Here is a 24,166-nt window from a genome sequence, read left to right on the forward strand (position 1 = left end):
GCCGGCTGGCACCGCTCGCTTCTACTCGGCCCTACCGCGTGCGCCGGCTGGCACCGCTCGCTTCTACTCGACGCTGGGCGCTGGGCGCTGGGCGCTGGGCGCTTAAGGCTCAGTGCTCCCTTGTCGCGGCAAAGCGAATGTCCGGCCAACGCTCCTGGGTCATCTGCAGATTGACCCGCGTGGGGGCGATATAGGTCAGGTAGCCGCCGCCGTCCAGGGCCAGGTTGGCGCTCGCCTTGCGCTTGAATTCGTCGAGCATCTTGGCATCGTCGCAGTAGATCCAGCGCGCGGTCTGCACATTGATGGCTTGGTAAACGCAATCCACCTTGTACTCCTCCTTGAGGCGGTGCGCGACCACGTCAAACTGCAGTGACCCCACCGCCCCAACGATCAGGTCGTTATTGTCGAGGGGCATGAAGACCTGGGTGGCGCCCTCCTCGGAAAGCTGCTGCAAGCCCTTCTGCAACGCCTTCATCTTGAGCGGATCCTTGAGCTGCACGCGCTTGAACAGCTCTGGGGCGAAGTGCGGAATCCCTGTGAAGCGCATGTCCTCACCGAGGGTGAAGGTGTCGCCGATCTGGATGGTGCCATGGTTGTGCAGGCCGATGATGTCGCCGGGCCAGGCCTCTTCCACCTGCGCCCGGTCCGAGGCCATGAAGGTCAGGGCATCGGCGATCTTGACGTCCTTGCCGATGCGTACATGGCGCATCTTCATGTTCTTGTCGTACTTGCCGGAACAGACCCGCAGGAAGGCCACCCGGTCGCGGTGCTTGGGATCCATGTTGGCCTGGATCTTGAACACGAAACCGGTAAAACGCGCATCGTCGGCACTGACGGTGCGGGTGTCGGTTTCACGAGGCTGCGGCGCAGGCGCGTACTCGACGAAGCCGTCGAGCATCTCGCGCACCCCGAAATTGCCCATGGCGGTACCGAAGTAGACCGGTGTCAGTTCGCCGCGGCGGTAGGCCTCGAGATCGAATTCATGGGAGGCGCCGCGCACCAGCTCCACCTCCATGCGCAGCTCCTCGGCCTGGTCGGCACCGAGCACCTCATCGACCTCAGGGTTGTCGAGCCCCTCGATGCGCTTGTCATCCGGAATGCGACTGCCCTGGCCCTGGGTATAGAGATGGATGACGTCGTTATAGAGGTGGTAGACCCCCTTGAAATGACGCCCCATGCCGATCGGCCAGGTCATCGGCGCGCACTGGATATTGAGCACCGTCTCCACTTCGTCCATCACCTCGATGGGATCGCGGATGTCGCGGTCCATCTTGTTGATGAAGGTCAGGATCGGCGTGGTGCGCAGGCGGCAGACATCCATCAATTTGATGGTGCGGTCCTCAACGCCCTTGGCGCCGTCGATCACCATCAGCGCCGAATCCACCGCCGTGAGGGTGCGGTAGGTGTCTTCGGAGAAGTCCTCATGACCCGGCGTATCGAGCAGATTGACGATACGACCGTTATAGGGGAACTGCATCACCGAGGTAGTCACAGAGATCCCACGCTCCTGCTCCATCTTCATCCAGTCGGAGGTGGCGTGGCGCTCGGCGCGCTTGCTCTTGACCGAGCCGGCCAGCTGGATGGCGTTGCCGAACAGCAGCAGCTTCTCGGTGATGGTGGTCTTGCCCGCATCGGGGTGCGAGATAATGGCAAAGGTGCGGCGCAGCTCGGCTTGGCGAGCAATAGCGGTATCTGGCATGGTCAGCCCTGATGACGAATGAGCGGCCGCCCACATCGCAGACGGCTTGAGAGGCGCGCATGATAGCGCATACCGCCGCCACCTCGCATCCGCCAGCTAGCCCTCACGCAGGTAGCGCACCCCGTCGAGCTCCACGGATTCGACATCACCGAACGACACCATGTGGCCCTCAAGATCCCCAGGCGCCCCGTGACTGCCCTCGAGTGCAGGTTCGGGAATCACCTTGAGGCCAGTGGCCCCAACGTGTTGTACCCGCGCCGGGTAGCGAGCCGATTCAGTCACCACGACCACGCGCTCACCAGCCAGACACTTGTGCAGACGCTCGATCAGTTCAGCGTCGGAAATCCGTTCTTCGCGCATCCTGTCGCTCCATTTCCATGGTCTGTCTAATCGAGTCTAGGCCCTTGATAGTAGAGGCTCAAGGCATCAAAGCGGCTGAGCTAGCCGCGCCGATGGGGTATCATGGCGCCAGCAAATCTCCGGAGCGCCCATGCACCCCGCCCTACCCCTGCCGCTGTCGACCCCCAATCGCAACCTGGTACGCCTGACCATCGTGCGTGGCATCACCTGGACCGGCTTCCTGGCAGCGATCATCTTCGGCATCGAAGTCATCGGCTTCCAGCTCCGCGTGGTCCCCGTCATCTGCGTGATCGTGGCCATGGGCCTGATCAACGTCGCCACCTGGTGGCGACTGGGTCGCCCCCGGGCGGTCACCGACACCGAGTACCTGCTCCACCTGCTGGCCGATGTTGCCGGGCTGACCCTGCTGTTCTACTTCACCGGCGGCTCGACCAACCCGTTCATCACCTACTACCTGGTGCCGATCACCATTGCCGCCGCCACCCTGCCGTGGCGCTTCGCCTGGTTGATCGCCACGGCGTCGATGGCGGGCTACACCTTTCTGATGCTGTTCTTCGAGCCGGTACCGCAGCTCAGTCACGGCATCATCGTCGGCTCGATCAGCCTCCACGTGCTCGGCATGTGGCTCAACTTCGGCCTCTCGGCGGGACTGGTGACGTTCTTCATCTATAAGATGGCGCACGCACTGCGTCGACGCGACCAGACGCTGTCACGTACCCGGGAAGCCGCACTGCGCAACGAGCAGGTACTGGCCGTGGCCACCCAGGCCGCCGGCACCGCCCATGAACTCGGCACGCCGCTGTCGACCATGGCGGTACTGCTCAATGAAATGCGCGAGGATGCTCGTGACGACCCGCAGTTGAACGCCGATATCGACCTGCTGCGCCAGCAGGTCGATACCTGCAAATCACGACTGCAGCATCTGGTAGCGAATGCCGATCGCCGACGCCTGGCCGAGCCCGAGCAGCGTCCCGCCGGCGAGTGGCTGGCCCAGGTCGTCCAGCGTTGGCTGGTACTAAGACCCGACGTCAGCCACCGGTTGGACATCGCCGAACGCCGCGGCATGCCCACCCTGGCGGTGGATGCTACCCTCGAGCAGGCGCTGATGAACCTGCTCAACAACGCCGCCGACGCCAACCCCGAGCAGATTGCCGTCAGCCTGGACTGGGACAGCGATGAAGTCATCATCGACATTCGCGACCATGGCCCCGGCGTGGCGATGTCGATCGCCGATCAACTCGGGGATACCTTTATCTCGACCAAGAGCAAAGGCATGGGCATCGGGCTATTCCTGACCCACGCCACCATCAACCGCTTTGGCGGTGGCGTAAGCCTCTACAATCACGAAGAGGGTGGCACCCTCACCGAAGTGAAACTCCCGCGCCTGGATACCAGTCAAGGTTAGGGCCACGCGTCACGAGGAAAGCGCATGCACGAGCAACCGCAACGCCTGCTGATCATCGACGATGACGAAATGTTCTGTCATGTCATGCAGCGCGCCATGACACGCCGCGGCTTCGAGGTCGAGGTGGCGAACGACGCCGAGCAGGCGTTGATCCTGGCCAACCGCCTGCAACCCGAGATCGCCACCCTGGACCTAAAGCTCGAACACTCCTCGGGCCTCAAGCTGCTACCGGAATTGCTCGATGCCGTTCCGGCCTGCCGGGTGGTGGTGTTGACCGGCTACTCGAGCATCGCTACCGCCGTCGAGGCAATCAAGCTCGGCGCGGTCAACTACCTGTGCAAGCCGGCCGACGCCGACGAAATTCTCGCTGCCCTCGACAAGCAGGACGGCGACCCCAATACCGAACTGGCCGACAACCCACCATCGATCAACCGCGTGACCTGGGAGCACATCCAGAAGGTGCTGCAGGAACACGACGGCAATATCTCGGCGACTGCCCGTGCCCTGGGCATGCACCGCCGCACCCTGCAGCGCAAATTGCAGAAACGCCCGGTGCGCCGCTAGCCGGCCATGCGGTCAGGCGTTCAGCACCCGCTCGAGGAGGTGTTGCGCCAGCCGGTTGGCTTCGTGCAGCGACTCGAGGTCGGACAAGTCATCGAGTAGCGGACACTGCCACAGACCGTCACTCTCACCCAGCGCCAGCGGCTCGAGGGGATACTCGCCGCCGGGCAGCGCCAGCCAACGCCGGGGCATGTCGTCGCGCAGCGCGCGCGGGCTGTCGCTGACGACCGCCAGCGACAGCGAGATCGGCGTGATCAGAGCCCCTACCAGCTCATCGCTGTCGGGCAGCGGTTGGAAACACAGCAGGTCCACTGCCAACCGCGGATTACGGGCCGGATGGCGTTTGATAGTGGCGGCGCAGCGGTGCTGATAGGCCCGCGCCAGCTGCTGCAAGCGTGCGTACTGCTCCACGGACAAGGCCTGCACGGCGTCTCTCCCCGGTTCTCATGGCGACATCACCGGCGCGCAGCGTAGACTGATACTCTCGCCACGGCAACGCCACAAGGAGCCTACATGCGTCATGCCACACGCCTCGACACCGCCCTCGAGATTGCCCACGACGCCGGTCGCATGATCCGCGAGGCACGCAGCGACCAGGACTTTGGACAGCGCTACAAGGGCGGGCAAGAGCTGGTCACCGACACCGACCTGGCCGTGGATCAGCGTATTGCCGAGCGCCTCGATAGCGCTTACCCCGGAGAGGCACGTCTTACCGAAGAGCTCTCGCCGGAGCGCGATGCGGTCGAACGACGCGGCCCGCTATGGGTGATCGACCCCATCGACGGCACCGTCAACTTTGCCCACGGATTAGCTCACGTCGCGGTCTCCATCGCCTGGTGCGAGGATGGCCAGGTCCAGCTCGGTGTGGTGCATGCCCCCTTCCTCGGCGAGACATTCAGCGCGCTGCGCGGCGAAGGCGCCTGGCGCAACGGCGAGCCGATCCACGCCAGCCGCTGCGACGATCTGAGCCGCGCCCTGGTAGCCACCGGCTTCCCCTATCGCCGCGAGTCGCGCCCGCCGCTAGTGCGTCGGCTGCAAGCGGTGCTCGGCGAATGCCAGGACATCCGTCGCAATGGCGCGGCGGCACTCGACCTGTGTGACGTGGCCTGCGGTCGCCTGGATGCCTACTACGAAAGCGTATCCCCTTGGGACTTTGCTGCCGGCGTGCTGATCGCCCGTGAAGCCGGGGCGCGTACCGGACACCTCTACCCGCCGCCTGGCGGCATACCCAGCGATCTCTACGGCGAGCATATCGTGGTGGCCAGCGCCGCCCTTTACCGCCCTCTGAGCGACCTGCTCAGGCGTGCCGACGAGCGCTCATAGCAGCCCGCCATCATCGGCGTAGCGAGCCACTATTGGCATCTGGCGCCGAGTTGCGAAACAATAGGCGCCAGTATTTATTAGTTCTCATATTCCTCATATTGCATTGCAAGGAGTCCCTATGTTCGTCGTGATCTTCGGCCGCCCCGGCTGCCCGTTCTGCGTGCGCGCCAAGGAGCTTGCCGATAAGCTCAGCGATATCGGTGCCATCGGCGGCTACCGCTACGTTGATATCCATGAAGAGGGCATCACCAAGGCCGACATGGAGAAGACCATCGGCAAGCCGGTAGAGACCGTACCGCAGATCTTCATCGATCAAACGCATATCGGTGGTTTCACCGAGTTCGATCGTTACGCCAAGGATAATGAGCTGATGCCCGAAACCGCCGCTCAGTAAGCCAAGCGTCGCTCAGCCATAATCCTCAGCGCCCGGCCATGCCGGGCGTTTGCGTCTTTGCCGCGTTGAAAGCCGCTGCCCACCGCCTGCCTATACTCAGCTGAAAATCATGCCCGCCGGCGGGAGGCAAGCACACCATGCAGCGCCAGGAATTTCTTCAGCAGCTGTGGCTGGACTATATCCATCTCCACCCCGAGCTTGGCGCGCTGCGGGTCTGGCCCATTGATGCCCCTGCCGAATACCTCGCACTGCTGACGCTCAATCACGGCTGCTATGCGTCCAGCGCGCTACTGCCGACCCTGCAGCACTTCGGCTATCGCCCGGTAGAGCGCTACGCCATGGCCGACCGAGGCCTGCTGGCCACGCTGCTGGCCGCCCCCGACGACAACGCCTGGCTGGTACTCGGCGAGCTGCAACTCAACACCCTGCCACGTAGCGCACGCCATACGCTCAAGGCACTGGTCGATAGCGCGCATACCGACGACGGTCGCGGCCAGAACCTGCTATGCCGCGGTCGGCCCTGGCCAATGCCCGACTGGCCGACGTTCCAGCAACTCGAGACGGCGCATCCCTTGGCAGCCTGGCTGTCTGTTATGGGCCCACGTCTCCACCACGCCGGCTTCGACAGCGAGCGGCTCGGTCACGAACTCGGCGACCTCGATCGTCAGCTGCATCAGAACGGCCTGATCGGCAGCAGTGACCGCCACCATGGGCTGTTCCCGATCTCACCGCTGCTCAACTACCGCTTCTATCCTACCTGCTCTCGGCGCATGGCCTTTGCCGCAGGGGATGAGCACCGCATCGCCCTAGGCGGTCTGGCACTGGTCCAGAAGTGCCTGCCGAATCATCCTGAGCGTGCCGCCGAACTGCTACTTCCCCAACATACTCGCTGTGAGATCGCGTGAGGCGACGACCAGGTTATGCACATTTCCTGTGGATAACGCTGTGCAAAGTCCCTGCACAAGCGCCGTAAAGCGCGACCCCACTGACGCTCTTCTTAGAATGGTCAGTTTTTCGACATCAGGCTGTCACACTCTTGCACTAACGATCTCATCCTCAGCGCATCAGCCAGGTCATGTCGCCACGCGGGTACACACTGGGCATACCCTTGATCTTGCAGTAGGATTGGCGTGTTATCGTTGCTCTGGAGACCCTCCATGCCGACCCTGAAGGGGCTCGTCAGCGCATGCTTCCTGATCATGACCACGCTGTTTTGGGGCATCCCTCTGTTCGTACTGATCCTGCTCAAGCTGGTCGCCCCGGGGCGCCGTGCCAAACTGCGCGTACTGGCCGGCCTCAACGCCGTGGCGCTCAACTGGATCGGCACCAACCTGTGGTGGATGCGCCGCTGGCTCAAACCTCAGCTCGATATCCGTCGCCCCGATGACTTGTCGCCGCAGCGCTGGTGGCTGGTGCTGTCCAACCACCGCAGCTGGACCGATATCTTCGTGCTGCAGTTCGCCCTGCACCGGCGCATTCCCATGCCGCGCTTCTTCCTCAAGCAGCAGCTGATATGGATTCCCATCGTCGGACAGGCATGGTGGGCGCTGGAATTCCCGTTCATGCGCCGCTACAGTCGCGAACAGCTGGCGCGCAACCCGGCGCTCGCCGAGCGCGATCGCCGCGCCACTCAGCGCATGTGCGAACGGGCTCGTCAGACACCGCTGGCCATATACAACTTCGTTGAAGGCACCCGCTTCACAACCGCCAAACGCGACGCACAAGATAGCCCCTATCGCCATCTGCTGCGCCCCAAGGCTGGCGGTACCGCCCAGGTCACCGGCCTGCTTGGCGAGAATCTCAGCGGCATCCTCGATGCCACCCTGAGCTATGCCAACCCCGATCCCACCTTCTGGGGCTTCCTGTGCGGGCGTGAAGGGCAGATTCACTGCCATATCCGGCGCCTGGACGTCCCCCACTGGATGCCCGGCGGCGACTATCACCAGGACCCGGACTACAAGGAACGCTTCCACACATGGATCAACGCGCTGTGGCAGGAAAAGGATCAGATCCTCGACACTTCGTCCTGATACTGCTGCTCGCCTGGCTGCTGGCCGGCTGTGCCGGTCCCTCGTCGTCTTCGCAGCGACTCGACAGCATCAACGGACAGTGGATCACCGTGCAGCGTGGCGATACCCTTGGCGCCATTGCCGCGCGTGCTGACGTACCGCTGGAGCGCCTGACACGGTTCAACCCCGGCGTCGAGCCTCAGCGCCTGGCAGTCGGGCAGCGCCTGCTGATTCCGACGCAGCAAGAGCGCGCACCTTCCGGTGGCCCCTACCGTTACCAGGTCCGCCCTGGCGATACCTACTCAGGCATCGCACGCCGCTTTGGCACCAACCCTGCCCGGGTTCAAGCTGCCAATAGCAACACTCCCGCCAACCGCCTGCAGGTCGGCCAGGTGATTCAGGTGCCGCTTAGCGGCGGAAGTGGCAGCGGCAGCAGCACCGCTAGCGCCAGCAACAGCGGCACGACAGCGAGCAGTGGCAGCGCGAGCTCAGCGCCAGCCCAACGCCCTGATCCGGGCAATCTGCCCAGCAGCGCGCGCAACTGGCCATGGCCGCTGGATGACTATCGCGTGGTGCGCCGCTTCGGCCCCGACGACCGCGGCACCCTGCAGCCGATGCTGCTTGCCAACCAGAACGGCAGCGATGCCAAGGCGGTCGCCGACGGCCAGGTGCGTTTTGCCGGCAGCATGCGCCAGCTGGGGCGAGTGGTCATCGTTCACCACGACGGCAACCTTCAAAGCGTCTACGCGCTGTGCGGTGAGCTCAAAGTCGCCGACGGTCAGTCGATCACTCAGGGAACGCCGGTGTGCCAGGTCGATTACAGCAACAGCACCGAGCGTTACGACCTGCTGTTCGATCTGCGCCACGGCGGCAAACCCGTCGACCCGGCCAAGGTACTGCGCTAAGCATCGCGTTTCATCGATTTGTCATGGGCGTGTCGGCGCCCTGTCATACCAGCCTGTGACGCTAGAGGGAGTTCATCACGCGGGAGCTCCCCATGCGCTTATGCCTGGTCAGTGAAACCTGGGCGCCGGACATCAACGGCGTCGCCCATACCCTCGGCCAATTGACCCAGGAGCTCCAGCGCCGTGGGGTGACCCTGCAACTGATCAGACCCGCCCCTGCCAGCGGCCATTACGATCCGCGAATGGCAAGCGAGCTGCAGGTTAAAGGGTTCCACCTGCCGCGCTATCCCGACGTACAGTTTGGCCGCCCCTGCGGCCGACAGCTGCAGGCTGCATGGCAGCGCGAGCGCCCCGATGCGATCTACCTGGCCACCGAGGGGCCATTGGGCTGGTCGGCGCTGCGCTGCGCCGAACGCCTAGGCATCCCGACCCTGAGCGGCTTCCACACCAATTTCGACCACTACGCCAGCGACTATGGCCTGGGTTGGCTGCGCCGCGGCGTCTTCGGTCTGCTGCGTCATTTCCACAACCGCACCGGCGCCACTCTGGTCCCCACCCGCCAGCAGGCCGATCACCTGGCATCCCGGGGCTTCGAACGCGTCGCGGTGATGGGACGCGGCATCGACTGCCAGCACTTCAGCCCCGACAAGCGCGATGCCGCGCTGCGCCACCAATGGGGCGCCGGCGACCACCAGCCGGTTGCACTGCACGTTGGCCGCCTGGCCAGTGAGAAGAACCTCGACCTGCTGGTAGAGAGCTTCCAGGCCATGCACCTGGCACAGCCCGACCTGATCAGCGTGGTAGTCGGTGACGGTCCCCAGCGGCAGCGCCTGCAGCGCCGCCTGCCACAGACCCGGTTCACCGGCTTCATCGACAGCGAGCAGCTTGCCCGGCACTACGCCAGCGCCGACCTGTTCGTGTTTCCGTCGCGCTCCGAAACCTATGGCAACGTGGTACTCGAGGCCATGGCCAGCGGGCTGGCGGTGGTCGCCTTTGACTATGCCGCCGCCGGCGAATGGATCGTTCCCCACCACCACGGCCTGACACTGCCCTTCGATGCCGCCAACGCCTTCGCCGAGCAAGCCGCCCAACTGGCCCGCTCACCGGCGATCTATGGCCGCCTGGGACGTGGCGCACGGGTGCGGGTAGCCGAATGCCACTGGTCACAGATAGCCGACCACTTCCTGCAACATCTGCACACCGCCATGGAGCATCGTCATGAACGCACCACGCACCCTGCCGGTCTTTGACCGGCTCGATCTGTTCGAGTGGCGACTCTGCCAGCGGCTTGCCCATCACGGCAGCCGCCGCGGCATCCTACTCCTGCTACGCTGTGCCAGCCGCCTCGGCGACTGGCCCGCCTGGGTGCTGCTAGTGGCCGCACTGCCATGGCTGCATGGCACATCGGGATGGTCGCTGGTGTGGCACCACCTGCTGCTGTCGCTGCTGGCGATCGGTGTCTACCGGCTGGTCAAGACACGTCTGTGCCGCGAACGCCCATCCATCACCTTTCGCACCATCCGCTGCACCGAAGCACCCCGTGACCGCTACAGTTTTCCCAGCGGCCACACCCTGCATGCGGTGATGTTCAGCCTACTGACCGCCGCTACCACCCCAGCGCTGCTGCCGCTGGTACTGCCGCTGGCGATATTGATTGCCGCGTCGCGGGTCGGACTGGGCTTGCACTATATCAGCGACGTGATCGGAGGCGCTCTGCTCGGCTGCGTGTTCGGGTTGCTCGGCTGGTGGAGCCTGCCGGCACTGGGATGACAGCCCGGCCAGCAGCTGGCATGCTCAACCCATGACCGGCCCTTGCAAGCCCCAGACACTGCTCGACCAGCCACCGCTATGGCGCTGTGACGGCTTTCTTGCGCCAGGCGATGCCAGTCGCTTGCAGTCGACGCTAGAGCACGCCCTGAGCTGGCAGCGCCCCTCCCTCAGCCTGTTTGGCCGCCATCATCCGATTCCCCGTCGTCAGGTGTGGATGGGCGATCCTGAGGCCCGCTATCGCTACTCAGGCCATGACTTCATGCCCGAAGCCTGGCACCCCGAGGTCGCCGACCTTGCTGAACGGGTCAACCTGGCCCTATCGGCGCAGGGGGACATACCACGCTTCAACAGCGTGCTGCTCAATCGCTACGCCAGTGGCGAAGAGCGCATGGGCTGGCACAGCGACGATGAGCCAGAACTGGGCCACGCCCCTCTCATCGCCGCCATCAGTCTCGGCAGCGAGCGGCCGCTGCGCTTTCGCTGGCGGGATCGTCGCGCTCCCGCCTTCAACGTCAGCCTGCCCCACGGCAGCCTGCTGGTGATGGGCGCCGGGGTACAGCATCAGCTACAGCATGCGCTGCTGCCGCGGCGCGGGCACGGCATCAGGATCAGCCTGACCTTTCGGCACATCATTGGCCAGCACTAGCGATGAGGCGCCTCCCTGCACAAACGACGCGGGCCGCTCGCCATGGCGAGCGGCCCGCTGATCATGTCACGGCCGCCAAGATAACGGTATAAGACGAATCTCAACCGCGATGGTAGCCCGGGGTCACGAACGGTGTCTTGGTGACCGTCATCGGCAAGCGCTTGCCGCGCACCTCGGCGAACACCTGGTTACCCGCCTCGGCGTGTTCGATCGCGACATAGCCCATCGCCACCGGCTGGCCAACACTGGGACCGAAACCACCCGAGGTCACCACCCCCACCTTGACGTCATCGGCGCTGAACAGCTCGGCGCCCTCGCGCACCGGCGCTCGGCCTTCGCCAAGCAACCCCACACGCTTGCGGGTGTGATCCTTGGCCGCGACCTGGTGCAAGATCAGATCCGCGCCCGGAAAGCCCGCGGCGCGCTCACCGCCGCGCCGACGCGGCTTGCCGATGGCCCAGATCAATCCCGCTTCCACCGGCGTGGTGGTGGCGTCGATATCGTGGCCGTAGAGGCACAGGCCAGCTTCGAGTCGCAGCGAGTCGCGAGCTCCCAGACCGATCGCCTCGACCTCGGCTTCGGCCAGCAGCCGCCGCGCCAAGGCATCGCTATGCTCGGCAGGCACCGAGATTTCAAACCCATCCTCGCCGGTGTAACCACTGCGGCTGATCCACACCTCGACACCCTCCATAGAGAACCGACCATGCTGCATGAACACCAGTTCACAGGCCGAGGGACACAGTCGCTGCATGACCGTCGCCGCCGCGGGCCCCTGCAGAGCGAGCAGACCGCGATCCACGACCTCGACCCGGTAATCGCTGCCAAGCCCGGTGCGCAGATGGCTGATATCCTGCTCCTTGCAAGCGGCATTGACCACCAGATAGAGATGCTCGCCAGCGTTGACCACCATCAGGTCGTCGAGAATGCCGCCCTCTTCCGAGGTGAACAGCGCATAGCGCTGCATCCCAGCCGGCAGGCCGACGATATCCGCCGGTACCAACGCCTCCAACGCCTCAGCGGGCGCCGGCCCATGAATCAACACCTGGCCCATGTGCGACACATCGAACAGGCCACACGCCTGGCGGGTATGCTCATGCTCCTTCTTGACGCCTAGCGGGAACTGCACCGGCATCTCGTAGCCTGCGAAGGGCACCATCTTGCCGCCCAACTCCAGGTGAAGGTCGTATAGCGGCGTCTTGTTGAGTTGCGTCATGGTCTCGATCCATTGGCGAGTGGCTAGCGGGATGGCCACCGGACAGGCATCCGCCCGGTGGCCACACGGTTACTTCGGCAGATCTTCGCCCGGCAACACCTCCTTGCCGTCGAAGTAGTCGCGGGTCAGCTTGAAGACCATCGGCGACAGCAGTGCCAGTGCGATCAGGTTGGGGATCGCCATCATGGCGTTGAAGGTATCGGCCATCAGCCAGATAAAGCCCAGCTGCGCCATGGCACCAAGCGGGATGGCCAGCACGAACAGCGTGCGGTATAGCATGATCGAGCGCGTACCGAACAGGAACTGGAAGCACTTCTCGCCGTAGAACGACCAGCCGAGGATGGTGGTGAAGGCGAATACCGCCAGGGCAATCGACACGATCTGGTTACCGATCCCCGGCAAGGCCGCCTCGAACGACAGCGCGGTTAGCGAAGCCCCGGCCTCGCCGTCGATCCATACCGTCGAGGTCAGGATCACCAGCGCGGTAATGGTGCACACGATAATGGTATCGATGAAGGTGCCGAGCATCGCGATCAGGCCCTGACGCACTGGATTCTTGGTCTTGGCAGCGGCGTGGGCGATCGGCGCACTGCCCAGCCCGGCCTCGTTGGAGAAGATACCGCGTGCCACCCCGAAACGGACCGCCGCCATCACTGCCGCCCCGGCGAAGCCACCCATGGCCGCATGCGGGTTGAAGGCATAATAGAAGATCATGCTGAAGGCACTGCCGATCTCGCTGGCATTGACGATCAGTACCACGATACCAGCAGAGATGTAGGCGACGGCCATGATCGGCACCAACTTGCCGGCAACCTTGGCGATCCGCTTGATGCCGCCGAGAATTACCGCCCCGGCCAACACCATGATCACCACACCGGTGATCCAGTGCGGCAGGCCGAAGGTCGAATCGAGGGCATCAGCCACCGAGTTGGACTGCACGGTGTTACCGATCCCGAATGCTGCCACCGCACCGAAGAAGGCGAAGGCGCCGCCCAGCCATAGCCACTTCTTGCCCAGGCCATTCTTGATATAGAACATCGGGCCGCCGACATGATTGCCGGTGCTGTCGGTCTCACGATAGCGCACTGCCAGCACCGCCTCGGCGAACTTGGTGGCCATGCCGACCAGCGCCGTGATCCACATCCAGAACACCGCCCCGGGGCCACCCAGCGCAATGGCGGTGGCCACGCCGGCGATATTACCGGTGCCGATGGTCGCTGAGAGCGCCGTCATCAACGCATTGAAGGGGGAAATTTCGCCGTCCTTGTCGGACTTCTCGGCGCCGGGCTTGTCACGCCCCTGCCACAGCAAGCTGAAGCCCATGCCAAGCTTGCGTATCGGCATCAGCTTGAGACCCAACTGGAGGTAGAGACCCACCCCCAGCAGCAGTATCAGCATCAACGGACCCCATACCACGCCGTTGATGGCGGTAAAGAGACTGGTCAAGGTTTCCATGGTCGTTCCTTTCAATCCTGGTTCGTTATTGTTGTGCCCCGACACCGCTATCCTGAGCGCCGTGCCGGACACCTGGCCTCAACCGAGAGGGTGACGAGGCCGTCCCCGTGGTCGAATGGGCGTACCATAGCGGATAATCCCACCCAGGCTCTACTACTGCAGGCTATCGAATTGCTGATATGCGACACTATCGAGCATTCATCGGCCGGGCACTGCCATACAAACCAAGAAACATATTTCCTATACGAAACATGCAGCAGCTTACTGCGCCGCGCCCAGCATCGCAACTGCCCGCACGCCTCTGGGCACGGCGCCACACTGCCTGGCAGCGAATCGCAAGGCCTGCCCCCTCTTCAGGGTAGTCGAGGGCTGCCCGCCGCGCAGGGCTGGACGAGCGACGCGCCAACGGCCAACCTATACAGGCGGTCAGCGCGACAAATGCCTGTGCTGGAGACTCGCCATCGCATGCAAATGGCGTTACGATTCCCTGATTCAGAAAACCTTTTCGTATAGGAAAACCACTATGAGTGCTATCCCGTCCAACCTGCGTTACACCAAGAGCCACGAGTGGGTACTCGACAACGGTGACGGCACCGTCACCCTGGGCATCACCGATCACGCCCAGCAGGCCCTCGGCGACGTGGTCTTCGTCGAGCTGCCGGAAGTCGGTCAGGAACTCGCCAGCGGCGAGGAGTTCGGTGTGATCGAGTCGGTCAAGGCCGCCTCAGACCTCTATGCCCCGCTCGGCGGTGAGGTGGTGGCCGTCAACGAGAGCCTCGAGGATGCTCCCGAGACCGTCAACGAGTCCCCCTACGAGGATGGTTGGATCGCCAAGCTCAAGCTCAGCGACGCCGATGCCCTCGACGCCCTGCTCGATGCCGATGCCTATGGCGCGGTGGTCGACGCCGAGGACTGATCCACTTCCGGGCGGGGCGTTCGCGCCCCGGCCGTTACCCCTTTCCCTTCGTTTCGGGGACTGACCGCCCCACTACCCTGACAGGTGTTTCATGGCTACCGAGACTCGACGCCTGGCCGATCTGGCCGGACACGACGCCTTCATTCATCGTCATAACGGCCCCCGCGCCGACGATGTCGCCCAGATGCTCGACACCCTTGGCGTCGACAGCATGGCGACCCTGATCGAGAAGACCGTTCCCCCCGGCATTCGCCTGGGCCGCGAGCTGTCCCTCGAAGGGCCGCGTACCGAGGCCGAGGCGCTCGACTACCTCAAGCGACTGGCACGCCAGAACAAGGTCTTCAAGACCTATATCGGTCAGGGCTACCACAATACCCATGTGCCGGCGGTCATCCAGCGCAACGTGCTGGAGAACCCGGGCTGGTACACCGCCTACACGCCCTACCAGCCGGAAATCGCCCAGGGCCGCCTGGAGGGGCTGCTCAATTTCCAGCAGATGGTCATGGACCTCACCGGTATGGAGCTGGCCAACGCCTCGCTGCTGGATGAGGCCACCGCCGCGGCGGAGGCCATGGCACTGTGTCAGCGGGCCAACAAGAAGTCGAAGAGCAAGGCCTTCTTCGTCGCCGACGATGTGCTGCCCCAGACCCTCGACGTGGTTCGCACGCGAGCCAACTATTTCGGTTTCGAGCTGATCGTGGCCCCGGCCGACGAGCTGGCCGCGCACGAGGTGTTCGGCGCGCTGCTGCAGTATCCGGGCCACAGCGGCGAGGTCCGTGACCTTGGCGGCCTGCTCAGCGCTGCCCGTGAGCGCGGCATCATGACCTGCGTCGCCGCTGACATCATGAGCCTGGTGCTGCTCAAGGAGCCAGGGGCACTCGGCGCCGACATCGTGGTCGGCAACACCCAGCGTTTCGGGGTGCCGATGGGCTTCGGCGGCCCCCATGCAGCGTTCTTTGCCACCACCGACAAGCTCAAGCGCTCGATTCCTGGGCGCATCATCGGCGTCTCCAAGGACACGCGCGGCCAGCAGGCACTGCGCATGGCGATGCAGACCCGCGAGCAGCACATCCGTCGTGAAAAGGCCACCTCCAACATCTGTACCGCCCAGGCGCTGCTGGCCAATATCGCCGGCTTCTACGCCGTGTATCATGGTGCCGAAGGGCTGCGCACCATTGCCACCCGCATTCACCGCCTGACCACCATCCTCGCCGAGGGACTCTCCCAGAAAGGCATCAGGCTGGCCCACGACAGCTGGTTCGACACCCTACGTCTGACCGGCGTTGATGCGGGCAAGGTGCACGGCCGCGCCATGACCCACGAGATCAATCTGCGCTACTTTGACGGCGGCGACATCGGGGTCAGCCTCGACGAGACCACTACCGCCCACGACCTCGACGTGCTGTTCGACGTGCTGATCGGTGAAGAGCACGGCCTGTCGGTAACCGCACTGGATGAGAGCATCGTTGCCGCCGGCAGCAGCGGCATCCCCAAGGCCTGCCGACGCGACTCCGCCTTCCTGCAGCATCCCACCTTCCAGCGTTATCGCAGCGAAACCGAGATGCTGCGCTACCTCAAGCGTCTTGAGAACAAGGACCTGTCGCTGACCCACGCGATGATCCCGCTGGGCTCCTGCACCATGAAGCTCAACGCCACCAGTGAGATGATCCCCATCACCTGGCCGGAGTTCGGCCAGATCCACCCGTTCGCACCGCAGGATCAGGTGGTTGGCTACAAGCAGATGATCGACGAGCTGGCGGCGTTCCTGGTCGAGATCACCGGCTACGACCATATCTCGATGCAGCCCAACTCCGGCGCCCAGGGCGAATATGCCGGTCTGGTGGCGATTCGCCGCTATCAGGCCGCCGAGGGCCAGGGCCACCGCGACATCTGCCTGATCCCGAGCTCTGCCCACGGCACCAACCCCGCCTCGGCGGCCATGGCCCAGATGAAGGTGGTGGTGGTGGAGTGCGACAGCGATGGCAATATCGACCTCGCCGACCTGCGCACCAAGGCCGAACAGCACCATGAGTCGCTATCGGCCATCATGCTCACCTACCCCTCGACCCATGGAGTGTTCGAGGAGGGGGTGCGCGAGGCCTGCCAGATCGTTCACGATCATGGCGGCCAAGTCTATGTGGACGGTGCCAATATGAATGCCCAGGTCGGCCTGACCCGCCCCGGGGACTTCGGCGCCGACGTCTCGCACCTCAATCTGCACAAGACGTTCTGCATTCCCCACGGCGGCGGCGGCCCTGGCATGGGGCCGATCGGGGTCAAGGCGCACCTGGCGCCGTTCGTCTCCAACCACGTGGTAACACCGATCAGCGGTGTCAATCCCGAGTGCGGCGCGGTATCGGCGGCGGCCTTCGGCAGCGCCTCGATCCTGCCGATCTCCTGGGCCTACATCAAGATGATGGGGGCCCGCGGCCTGCGCGAGGCCACCGAGCTGGCGATCCTCAACGCCAACTATGTTGCCGAACGCCTCGACGGTCATTACCCGGTGCTGTACCGCGGCGTCAATGGCACCGTGGCCCACGAGTGCATCATCGACATCCGCCCGCTCAAGGCCAGCTCGGGTATCAGTGAAGAAGATATCGCCAAGCGTCTGATGGACTATGGCTTCCACGCCCCAACCATGTCCTTCCCGGTACCCGGCACGCTGATGGTCGAGCCCACCGAGTCGGAGTCACGCTACGAGATCGACCGTTTCTGCGATGCCATGATCGCGATCCGCGAGGAGATCGGCCGGGTCGAACGTGGCGACTGGCCGGCGGACGACAACCCACTGGTGCACGCCCCGCACACCATGGCCGACTTGATCGACGCCGACTGGGCTCGCCTCTACTCCCGTGAGCTGGGTGCCTTCCCCTCTCCTGCCGTCAAGGCCGCCAAGGTGTGGCCGGCGGTCAACCGCGTCGACAACGTTCACGGCGACCGTCAACTGATCTGCTCGTGTCCGAGCATCGACGAGTACCGCGACTGAGTGAAGGCGCTACCCACCAACGCATGCGCCCCGGCCAATGGCCGGGGCGCATGCGTTACGCGGATGACACGCGCTCCTCAGCCGAAGCTCGGCTCCTCGGCGTAGCCGTATAGCGCCTGGCGCCGCTGCTCGCGGAAGCCCTCCAGCAGACGCGCATAGCGACGCGGCATCTCCGAGCCCCCCGGCGTGACCACATAGAGCGTCTCATGGACCGGCTGCGCCAAGCTCAGTTCCTTGACCTGACGCTGCCAGGGTGAGGTCTCTAGCACCAGTCGTGGCACCACCGTGAAGCCCAGCCCGCGCGCCACCGCGTCAAGCACCATCGACACCTCGTTGGTAAAGCCCTGCTGCGGAAAGCGGTTCATGCTACGGAACTCATCGACGAAGTTGGCCTTGAGCAACTGCGCGGCATGCTGGATGCCGTCGGAGTAGTTGATAAACCCTAAGCCCGTGAGGTCATTGAGGGTGGTGCCGGTAAAGTCCGCCGGCACCACCAGGCACAGCGGCTCCTGGTGCCAGGGCTCCACCTGCAGGTCGGCGTGTTTGACCAGATCGGTCACGATCCCCAGGTCGTAGCGCCCCGCCAGGACGTCCTGCACGATTGCACCGTTGAAAGCGAAGCTGTAGCTGACCGTCAGCCCCGGGTACATCTGCTGATAGCTGAGCAGGAAGGGATACAGCATCAGCCCCACGCTGCCTGGCGATGCCAGACGGCAATCACCGGAGTCCAGCGAGTCGTTATCCAGCGAATGGCGAAAATGCTCGTGCTCGGCGAACAGCTTGATGGCGTATTCATAGGCACGCCGTCCACTGTCGGTCAGGGTGAAACGACGACCGTGCCGATTGAGCAGCGGCTTGCCGAGATACTGCTCGAGTTTGCGGATATGCTGACTGACCCCGGGCTGGGTCATGTCCAGGCGCCGTGCCGTATGGGTGAAGCTACCGGTCTCCACCAGAGTAATGAAGGTGCGAAAGTATTGGGCGTTGAACATGGGGCGGCGCAGCACTCACAGGCAGAGGGAGAATCGGAACGGCCACTGACAGGCAATATTATCAGATCGCGTTGAGCGCCGCAGCGCTGCGGCCGGCGCACGGGGCGTGGTAGCATTTCATGACGACCCGCCGGGTCATGTACACCCGGCAGGGCTGCCTGACCGCAAGACAAGGATTGCCGCTATGCCTGAAACCATTTCCACCATCATCTCGCCGGAAGGCAGCCTCGAGGTGCTCTCCCAGCACGAGGTCAACCGCCTTCGCGACACCTCCCGCGCCGGCCTGCACGACCTGCTGCGCTGCTGTGCGTTGGCGGTGCTCAACTGCGGCAATGTCACCGACGACGGCCGCGCCGTGATGGAGACCTACCGCGATTTCGACATCGAAGTCCTTCAGCAGGATCGCGGCATTCGCCTCAAGCTGACCAATGCCCCTATCGACGCCTTCGTCGATGGCAAGATGATCCGCGGCATTCGCGAGCTGCTCTCATCGGTGCTGCGCGATATCGTCTATGTCTATAACGAGATTCAGACCCAGCAGCGCTTCGACCTTTCCACCGGCGAGGGCACCACCAACGCAGTATTCCATATCCTGCGCAAGGCGGGCGCCCTAAAGCCTGGCCGCGACCCGGGGCTGGTGGTGTGCTGGGGTGGCCACTCGATCTCTCGCGAGGAGTACGAGTACACCAAGGACGTCGGTTATCACCTCGGCCTGCGCGACATGGATATCTGCACCGGCTGCGGACCGGGCGCCATGAAGGGGCCGATGAAGGGCGCCAATGTGGCGCATGCCAAGCAGCGCCGCACTCAGGGCCGCTATCTGGGCATCTCCGAGCCGGGCATCATCGCCGCCGAATCGCCCAACCCGATCGTCAATGAACTGGTGATCATGCCGGATATCGAGAAGCGCCTCGAAGCCTTCGTGCGCGTCGGTCACGGCATTATCGTATTCCCTGGCGGGGTCGGCACCGCCGAGGAAATTCTCTACCTGCTTGGCATCCTGCTGCATCCCGAGAACCGCGGGATGCCCTACCCGGTGATCTTCACCGGTCCGGCCAGCGCCGCCGACTATTTCAAGCGCATCGACGAATTCCTGGCTTACACGCTCGGCGAAGAAGCACGCGAACGCTATCAGATCATCATCGACGACCCGGCCGGTGTCGCACGCGCCATGCGCGATGGGATCAACGACGTGGCTGACTTCCGACGTCATCAGCAGGACGCCTTCTACTACAACTGGCGCCTGAATATCGCCCGCGACTTCCAGGCACCGTTCGAGCCCGACCATGCCGCCATGGCCGGTCTGGCCCTGCATCATCAACAGCCAACCCACGAGCTGGCTGCCAACCTGCGCCGCGCCTTCTCTGGCATTGTCGCCGGCAACGTCAAGGAGCCCGGCATTCGCGCCATCGAGGCCCACGGCCCCTTCACGCTGCACGCAGAGCCCGAGCTGATGCGCCAACTCGACGCCCTGCTGACCTCCTTCGTGGCTCAGGGGCGCATGAAGCTGCCCGGCACCGCCTACGTGCCCTGCTATCAGCTCGCCTGACCCGCGCCGCAACGTTTACGCCCCCGGCATGACCGGGGGCGTAAACGTCTGCATTCTTCGCGCAGTGGCAAGGCTCAGCGCGCGTCGGAACGCTCTCGGCGCCACCACAAGCTGAGCACATGCATCAGCAGCCCAGCCGTCGCGCCGTGGGAAATCAGCACCTGCCAGCCCGTTAGCGTGGCCGCCAGCGCATACCAGCCGGCCATCACGGCAAGCCCGGCAAGCAAGCAGAAGCCCAGCCGCCGCAGCAGGTCGGGTAATCGCTGCCGTGCTACTGCATCCAGCAGCCGCCAGTGCAGCACCGCCACGACCGCGACCACCGCTGACGCCATCAGCATCAACGACAGGCGGGTTTCATGGCCGCCGTCCAGATAGCGCGGCAGGGTCGCCAGCATCACCACTAGCAGTCCCAGCAGCGCGCTCAGCCGTTCGGCACTCGGCCCGCCCATCATGCGACCTGCAAGCCGTGCTCGGCGATCCACGCCTCGGCCCAGGGGAGCGCAGCATCATCCGCCATGAAGGTCTCCATGGCGTCGACCTCGAGCCGTTCGCCAACACGCTGAGCGCCAAGGTCGGCGAGCAGTGCATCCAGCGCACGTCCGGCGCCGCAGAAGGTATCGCCGTAGGAGCTATCACCCAGCGCCACCAGACCATAGCGCAACTCGCCAAGTGAGGGACTTTGGTCGATCAGGGCACGGGTAAAGGGCACCAGGTTGCCGGGATAGTCGCCGCTACCGGTAGTAGAGACACAGAACAGCGCCAGTGCCGGAGGCTCGGCAACCAGGTCATCCAGGGTCGGCTGCTCGAAGATGTCGACGTGATAGCCGGCCTCCTCGAACAGTGGCTTGACCTGTTCCGCGACGTCCAGCGCCCCACCGTACATGGTGCCGACAAAGATCTTCAGTGTAGCCATGAGAGCTCTTTGCTTGAGAAATTTGGTCGGATATTACCACAGGCGTATAATGGCATGCCATTCAATGACATGGAGCAAGCATGCAGGAGATCTTCGAGGCCTGGGTGACGCCTGTGATGGTCGGCGGACTCATGCTGTTCATGAGCTTCATCATCTGGGATCTGGCGCGCAAATCCCGGGCCGGCAAGTTCGGCACCATCATGCTGTTCATCGTACTGGGGGCCGGCATGCTTGGCTATGTGATCAAGGTGGTGATCACTTACCTGATGGAGAGTGGTGCCGGTGTGTGATCAATACGCCAACGGCACCCTCAGGGGTGCCGTTGGCGTGATACCTACACCATCGAGACGCCGTCAAAGTCCTCGACGCGACTCTTGAGCTTCTGGCCGGGACGAAAGGTCACCACCCGTCGCGCCGAGATCGGGATCTCCTCGCCGGTCTTCGGGTTGCGACCCGGTCGCTCGCGCTTGTCGCGCAGATCGAAGTTGCCGAACCCCGACAGCTTGACCTGCTCGTTCTCGCGCAGGCAGCCACGAATCTCCTCGAAAAACGCCTCCACCATGCTCTTGGCCTCGCGCTTGGAGAGGCCCAGTTCCACATGCAGGTGCTCGGCAAGTTCCGCCTTGGTCAACGCGCCCATATCATTCCCTCGCTGGATAGCGGCACCGTCCCTGGCGCCGGAGACGCTCAGCCTCTCAGCTCGGCGCCATGACGCTGACGGGACTCGGTGACGATTGCATCGACTAACTGATTGATTTCATCGTCATTCAGCGTGCGCGAAGGATGCTGCCAGGTCAAGCCCAAGGCAAGACTCTTACGTCCTTCCGGCACGCCCTGGCCGTGATAGACGTCAAACAGCTTGAGCTCGGTGAGCCACTCACCGGCCTGCTCGCGCAAACAGTCGAGCAGCGCCTGCAGCGGCAACGCCTCATCGACCAGCAGTGCCAGATCACGGCGCACCTCGGGGTAGCGCGACAGCGGCGCAAAGGCCGGCAGCACACCGCACGTCAATGCCTCCTGGTGCACCTCGAACAGCAACGCATCGACCTTGAGTCCCAGCTCTGCACGTACCGCCGGGTGCAGGGTCCCGATCCAGCCTACCGCCTCGCCGCGACAGGTGATTCGAGCGGTCTGCCCAGGATGCAGCGCGCTGTGCTCCGCCGGCTCGAAGCGCCAGGCATCACGGTCGCCACCCAGGGCGATCAGACTCTCCAGGTCACCTTTTAGATCATAGAAGTCGACCTTGTCGCGACCACCGGCCCACCCTTCGGGCTCACGAGGGCCGCATACCAGCGCCCCGACCATCGGCACTTGCTCGAGGTCGTCGAGCTCGCCGCGAAATACCAGACCGGTCTCGAACAATCGCACCCGCCCCTGCTGGCGATTGAGATTGTGCTGCAGCGCCTTGATCAGACCTGGGAACAGGCTGTAGCGCATCACCGCCATATCGCTGGAGATCGGATTGGCCAGGCGCGGCGAACGCCCTTCAGGATGCAAAAGCTGCTGCAGTTCCGGGGCCACGAAGCTGTAGCTGATCGCCTCCTGGAAACCGCGGGCGACCAGTTGACGCCGCAGCCGGGCTAGTGGCTGGCGCACTTCATGGTCGGCACGCAGGCCGAGACGGGCCGCTGGGCGACGCGCCGGCAGACGATTGTAGCCATGGATACGTGCCAGCTCTTCGATCAGATCCTCTTCAATGGCGATATCGAAGCGCCAGCTCGGCACCTGCGCCGCCCAGCCATCGATCTGGGTATCGACCTGCATGCCCAGCCGCTCGAGGATCTCGACCACCTCATCGCTCTCCAGCCGCTTGCCGAGCGCCTGCTCGAGGCGCTCGGCGCGCAGTGCTACGCGCCGTTCGCCAGGCAAGTGAGCGGCACTCGCGGCCTCCACCAGTGGCCCCGCCTCACCGCCGACGATCTCCAGCAGCAGTTGGGTGGCACGCTCAGCAGCCTTGGCCGTCATCTGGGGATCGACGCCGCGCTCGAAGCGGTGCGAGGCGTCGGTATGCAGCCCGTAGGAGCGTGCCTGGCCGGCCACCGCCAGCTGACTGAAGAATGCCGATTCGAGAAAGATATCGCGCGTATCGGGGCTGACACCCGAGTGCTCGCCTCCCATCACACCGGCGATGGCCAGGGGCCCCTTGGCATCGGCGATCACCAGACTGTCGTCACGCAGCGCAATATCCTGGCCATCCAGCAGTACCAGGCGTTCGCCGGGGCGCGCCAGGCGCACCTCGATACGCGTGTCGAGATTGGCCAGGTCGAAGGCATGCAAGGGTTGACCGAGCTCCAGCATCACGTAGTTGGTGACATCGACCACCGGGTCAATGCTGCGCACGCCGCTGCGACGCAGACGTTCGACCATCCATAGCGGCGTTTCAGCGGTCACATCGACGCCCTTGATGACCCTGCCCAGATAGCGCGGGCAGCGCTCGGGGTCGGCCACCTCGATGGCGAAGCGCTGGTCATGGGCTGCCGGCACTGCGCACAGCGCGGGCCCTTCGAGCGACAGCCGATTGAGCACGCCGACTTCCCGGGCCATGCCCAGCACACTCAGGCAGTCACCGCGGTTGGGCGTCAGGTCAACCTCGATAGTGCTATCGTCGAGCCCCAGCCACAGTCGAAGATCATCGCCCACTGGCGCCCCCTCAGGTAGCACCAGGATCCCTGCCGAGGCGTCTTCCTCGAGCCCCAGCTCGGAGGCAGAACAGATCATGCCGCGGGATTCGACGCCGCGCAGCTTGGCCTGCTTGATGGTGAAGTCACCCGGCAGCACGGCGCCAACGCGGGCGAAAGGCACCTTCTGCCCTACCGCCACATTGGGGGCACCACATACCACCTGCACCGGCTCGCCGCTGCCGTCATCGACACGACACAGGTTGAGCTTGTCGGCATCCGGGTGCGGCGTCTTGGCCACTACCTCGGCGATGACCACATTACTGAACTCGCCGGCCACGCGTTCGATGGCGTCGACCTCGAGGCCGGCCATGGTGATCTGATCGGCCAACGACTGGGTCGCCAGCTGCGGTGACACCCAGTCACGCAGCCACTGTTCGGAAAATTTCATG

The 24,166-nt window shown here is 64.1% G+C and carries 24 protein-coding genes; 14 read left to right on the forward strand and 10 right to left on the reverse strand.

Annotation, left to right across the window (positions count from 1 at the left end; translation table 11 throughout):
* Positions 1-109: 109 nt before the first annotated feature.
* Positions 110-1,699 carry a peptide chain release factor 3 gene (locus BLT16_RS01660; protein WP_089656767.1) on the reverse strand — a complete coding sequence of 530 codons (1,590 nt, stop codon included), beginning with the start codon at positions 1,697-1,699 and terminating at the stop codon, positions 110-112.
* A 96-nt stretch (positions 1,700-1,795) separates the two neighbouring features.
* On the reverse strand, positions 1,796-2,059 hold the full coding sequence (locus BLT16_RS01665) for a hypothetical protein (protein WP_089656768.1): 264 nt from the start codon (positions 2,057-2,059) through the stop codon (positions 1,796-1,798).
* A 130-nt stretch (positions 2,060-2,189) separates the two neighbouring features.
* Here BLT16_RS01665 and BLT16_RS01670 point away from each other — a divergent pair, with 130 nt between their 5' ends.
* On the forward strand, positions 2,190-3,464 hold the full coding sequence (locus tag BLT16_RS01670; protein ID WP_089656769.1) for an ATP-binding protein: 1,275 nt from the start codon (positions 2,190-2,192) through the stop codon (positions 3,462-3,464).
* Positions 3,465-3,488: 24 nt separating this feature from the next.
* Positions 3,489-4,028, forward strand: a complete 540-nt coding sequence (locus tag BLT16_RS01675; protein ID WP_089656770.1) for a response regulator transcription factor — start codon at positions 3,489-3,491, stop codon at positions 4,026-4,028.
* Between the two features lie 12 nt (positions 4,029-4,040).
* On the opposite strand, the gene hybE is transcribed toward BLT16_RS01675, so the two are convergent.
* Positions 4,041-4,451, reverse strand: a complete 411-nt coding sequence (hybE, locus tag BLT16_RS01680) for a [NiFe]-hydrogenase assembly chaperone HybE (protein ID WP_089656771.1) — start codon at positions 4,449-4,451, stop codon at positions 4,041-4,043.
* Positions 4,452-4,538: 87 nt separating this feature from the next.
* Between hybE and BLT16_RS01685 the strand changes: the two genes are divergently transcribed.
* The 8 genes from BLT16_RS01685 (at position 4,539) to BLT16_RS01720 (ending at position 11,072) form a co-directional block, all read left to right on the forward strand.
* Positions 4,539-5,348, forward strand: a complete 810-nt coding sequence (locus BLT16_RS01685; protein ID WP_089656772.1) for an inositol monophosphatase family protein — start codon at positions 4,539-4,541, stop codon at positions 5,346-5,348.
* 118 nt (positions 5,349-5,466) lie between these two features.
* Positions 5,467-5,742: a GrxA family glutaredoxin gene (locus tag BLT16_RS01690; RefSeq protein WP_089656773.1), complete on the forward strand. Its 276-nt coding sequence runs from the start codon at positions 5,467-5,469 to the stop codon at positions 5,740-5,742.
* A gap of 137 nt (positions 5,743-5,879) precedes the next feature.
* Positions 5,880-6,647: a VOC family protein gene (locus BLT16_RS01695; RefSeq protein ID WP_089656774.1), complete on the forward strand. Its 768-nt coding sequence runs from the start codon at positions 5,880-5,882 to the stop codon at positions 6,645-6,647.
* A gap of 252 nt (positions 6,648-6,899) precedes the next feature.
* Positions 6,900-7,772: an acyltransferase gene (locus BLT16_RS01700; RefSeq protein ID WP_089656775.1), complete on the forward strand. Its 873-nt coding sequence runs from the start codon at positions 6,900-6,902 to the stop codon at positions 7,770-7,772.
* Positions 7,718-8,656 carry a LysM peptidoglycan-binding domain-containing protein gene (locus BLT16_RS01705; protein ID WP_089656776.1) on the forward strand — a complete coding sequence of 313 codons (939 nt, stop codon included), beginning with the start codon at positions 7,718-7,720 and terminating at the stop codon, positions 8,654-8,656. Before BLT16_RS01700 ends, BLT16_RS01705 begins: the two co-directional genes overlap by 55 nt.
* A gap of 92 nt (positions 8,657-8,748) precedes the next feature.
* On the forward strand, positions 8,749-9,906 hold the full coding sequence (locus BLT16_RS01710; protein ID WP_089656777.1) for a glycosyltransferase family 4 protein: 1,158 nt from the start codon (positions 8,749-8,751) through the stop codon (positions 9,904-9,906).
* Complete coding sequence (locus tag BLT16_RS01715) at positions 9,875-10,426, forward strand: phosphatase PAP2 family protein (RefSeq protein WP_089656778.1); 552 nt, start codon at positions 9,875-9,877, stop codon at positions 10,424-10,426. Before BLT16_RS01710 ends, BLT16_RS01715 begins: the two co-directional genes overlap by 32 nt.
* A 31-nt stretch (positions 10,427-10,457) precedes the next feature.
* Positions 10,458-11,072 carry an alpha-ketoglutarate-dependent dioxygenase AlkB family protein gene (locus BLT16_RS01720; protein ID WP_089656779.1) on the forward strand — a complete coding sequence of 205 codons (615 nt, stop codon included), beginning with the start codon at positions 10,458-10,460 and terminating at the stop codon, positions 11,070-11,072.
* 100 nt (positions 11,073-11,172) lie between these two features.
* On the opposite strand, the gene gcvT is transcribed toward BLT16_RS01720, so the two are convergent.
* Entirely contained in the window at positions 11,173-12,285 is a 1,113-nt protein-coding gene (gene gcvT / locus BLT16_RS01725) for a glycine cleavage system aminomethyltransferase GcvT (protein WP_089656780.1), read from the reverse strand.
* Positions 12,286-12,354: 69 nt separating this feature from the next.
* The gene (locus tag BLT16_RS01730) at positions 12,355-13,740 is read right to left on the reverse strand and encodes an alanine/glycine:cation symporter family protein (RefSeq protein WP_089656781.1); all 1,386 of its coding nucleotides are present in this window, start codon (positions 13,738-13,740) and stop codon (positions 12,355-12,357) included.
* 523 nt (positions 13,741-14,263) lie between these two features.
* Here BLT16_RS01730 and gcvH point away from each other — a divergent pair.
* Both gcvH and gcvP read left to right on the forward strand, forming a co-directional pair.
* On the forward strand, positions 14,264-14,656 hold the full coding sequence (gene gcvH / locus BLT16_RS01735; RefSeq protein WP_089656782.1) for a glycine cleavage system protein GcvH: 393 nt from the start codon (positions 14,264-14,266) through the stop codon (positions 14,654-14,656).
* Between the two features lie 91 nt (positions 14,657-14,747).
* On the forward strand, positions 14,748-17,642 hold the full coding sequence (gcvP, locus tag BLT16_RS01740; protein ID WP_089656783.1) for an aminomethyl-transferring glycine dehydrogenase: 2,895 nt from the start codon (positions 14,748-14,750) through the stop codon (positions 17,640-17,642).
* A gap of 77 nt (positions 17,643-17,719) precedes the next feature.
* Here the strand turns inward: gcvP and BLT16_RS01745 are convergent, their stop codons facing one another.
* On the reverse strand, positions 17,720-18,634 hold the full coding sequence (locus BLT16_RS01745) for a LysR family transcriptional regulator (RefSeq protein WP_089656784.1): 915 nt from the start codon (positions 18,632-18,634) through the stop codon (positions 17,720-17,722).
* 184 nt (positions 18,635-18,818) lie between these two features.
* On the opposite strand from BLT16_RS01745, the gene ppnN reads away from it, so the two are divergent.
* Positions 18,819-20,183 carry a nucleotide 5'-monophosphate nucleosidase PpnN gene (gene ppnN / locus BLT16_RS01750; protein ID WP_089656785.1) on the forward strand — a complete coding sequence of 455 codons (1,365 nt, stop codon included), beginning with the start codon at positions 18,819-18,821 and terminating at the stop codon, positions 20,181-20,183.
* A 74-nt stretch (positions 20,184-20,257) separates the two neighbouring features.
* On the opposite strand, the gene BLT16_RS01755 is transcribed toward ppnN, so the two are convergent.
* Both BLT16_RS01755 and BLT16_RS01760 read right to left on the reverse strand, forming a co-directional pair.
* On the reverse strand, positions 20,258-20,635 hold the full coding sequence (locus tag BLT16_RS01755) for a hypothetical protein (RefSeq protein ID WP_089656786.1): 378 nt from the start codon (positions 20,633-20,635) through the stop codon (positions 20,258-20,260).
* Positions 20,632-21,096: a flavodoxin domain-containing protein gene (locus tag BLT16_RS01760; RefSeq protein ID WP_089656787.1), complete on the reverse strand. Its 465-nt coding sequence runs from the start codon at positions 21,094-21,096 to the stop codon at positions 20,632-20,634. The genes BLT16_RS01755 and BLT16_RS01760 overlap by 4 nt, the downstream gene beginning before the upstream one ends.
* Positions 21,097-21,176: 80 nt before the next feature.
* Here BLT16_RS01760 and BLT16_RS01765 point away from each other — a divergent pair, with 80 nt between their 5' ends.
* Positions 21,177-21,386 carry a DUF2788 domain-containing protein gene (locus BLT16_RS01765; protein ID WP_089656788.1) on the forward strand — a complete coding sequence of 70 codons (210 nt, stop codon included), beginning with the start codon at positions 21,177-21,179 and terminating at the stop codon, positions 21,384-21,386.
* 44 nt (positions 21,387-21,430) lie between these two features.
* Here the strand turns inward: BLT16_RS01765 and ihfA are convergent, their stop codons facing one another.
* A complete protein-coding gene (gene ihfA / locus BLT16_RS01770) occupies positions 21,431-21,736 on the reverse strand; it encodes an integration host factor subunit alpha (RefSeq protein ID WP_089656789.1) in 306 nt (101 codons plus the stop codon).
* Between the two features lie 47 nt (positions 21,737-21,783).
* Positions 21,784-24,165: a phenylalanine--tRNA ligase subunit beta gene (gene pheT, locus BLT16_RS01775; protein ID WP_089656790.1), complete on the reverse strand. Its 2,382-nt coding sequence runs from the start codon at positions 24,163-24,165 to the stop codon at positions 21,784-21,786.
* Position 24,166: the final 1 nt, after the last annotated feature.

Origin of the sequence: Franzmannia pantelleriensis, from assembly GCF_900102875.1 — a bacterium.
Lineage (GTDB): Bacteria > Pseudomonadota > Gammaproteobacteria > Pseudomonadales > Halomonadaceae > Franzmannia > Franzmannia pantelleriensis.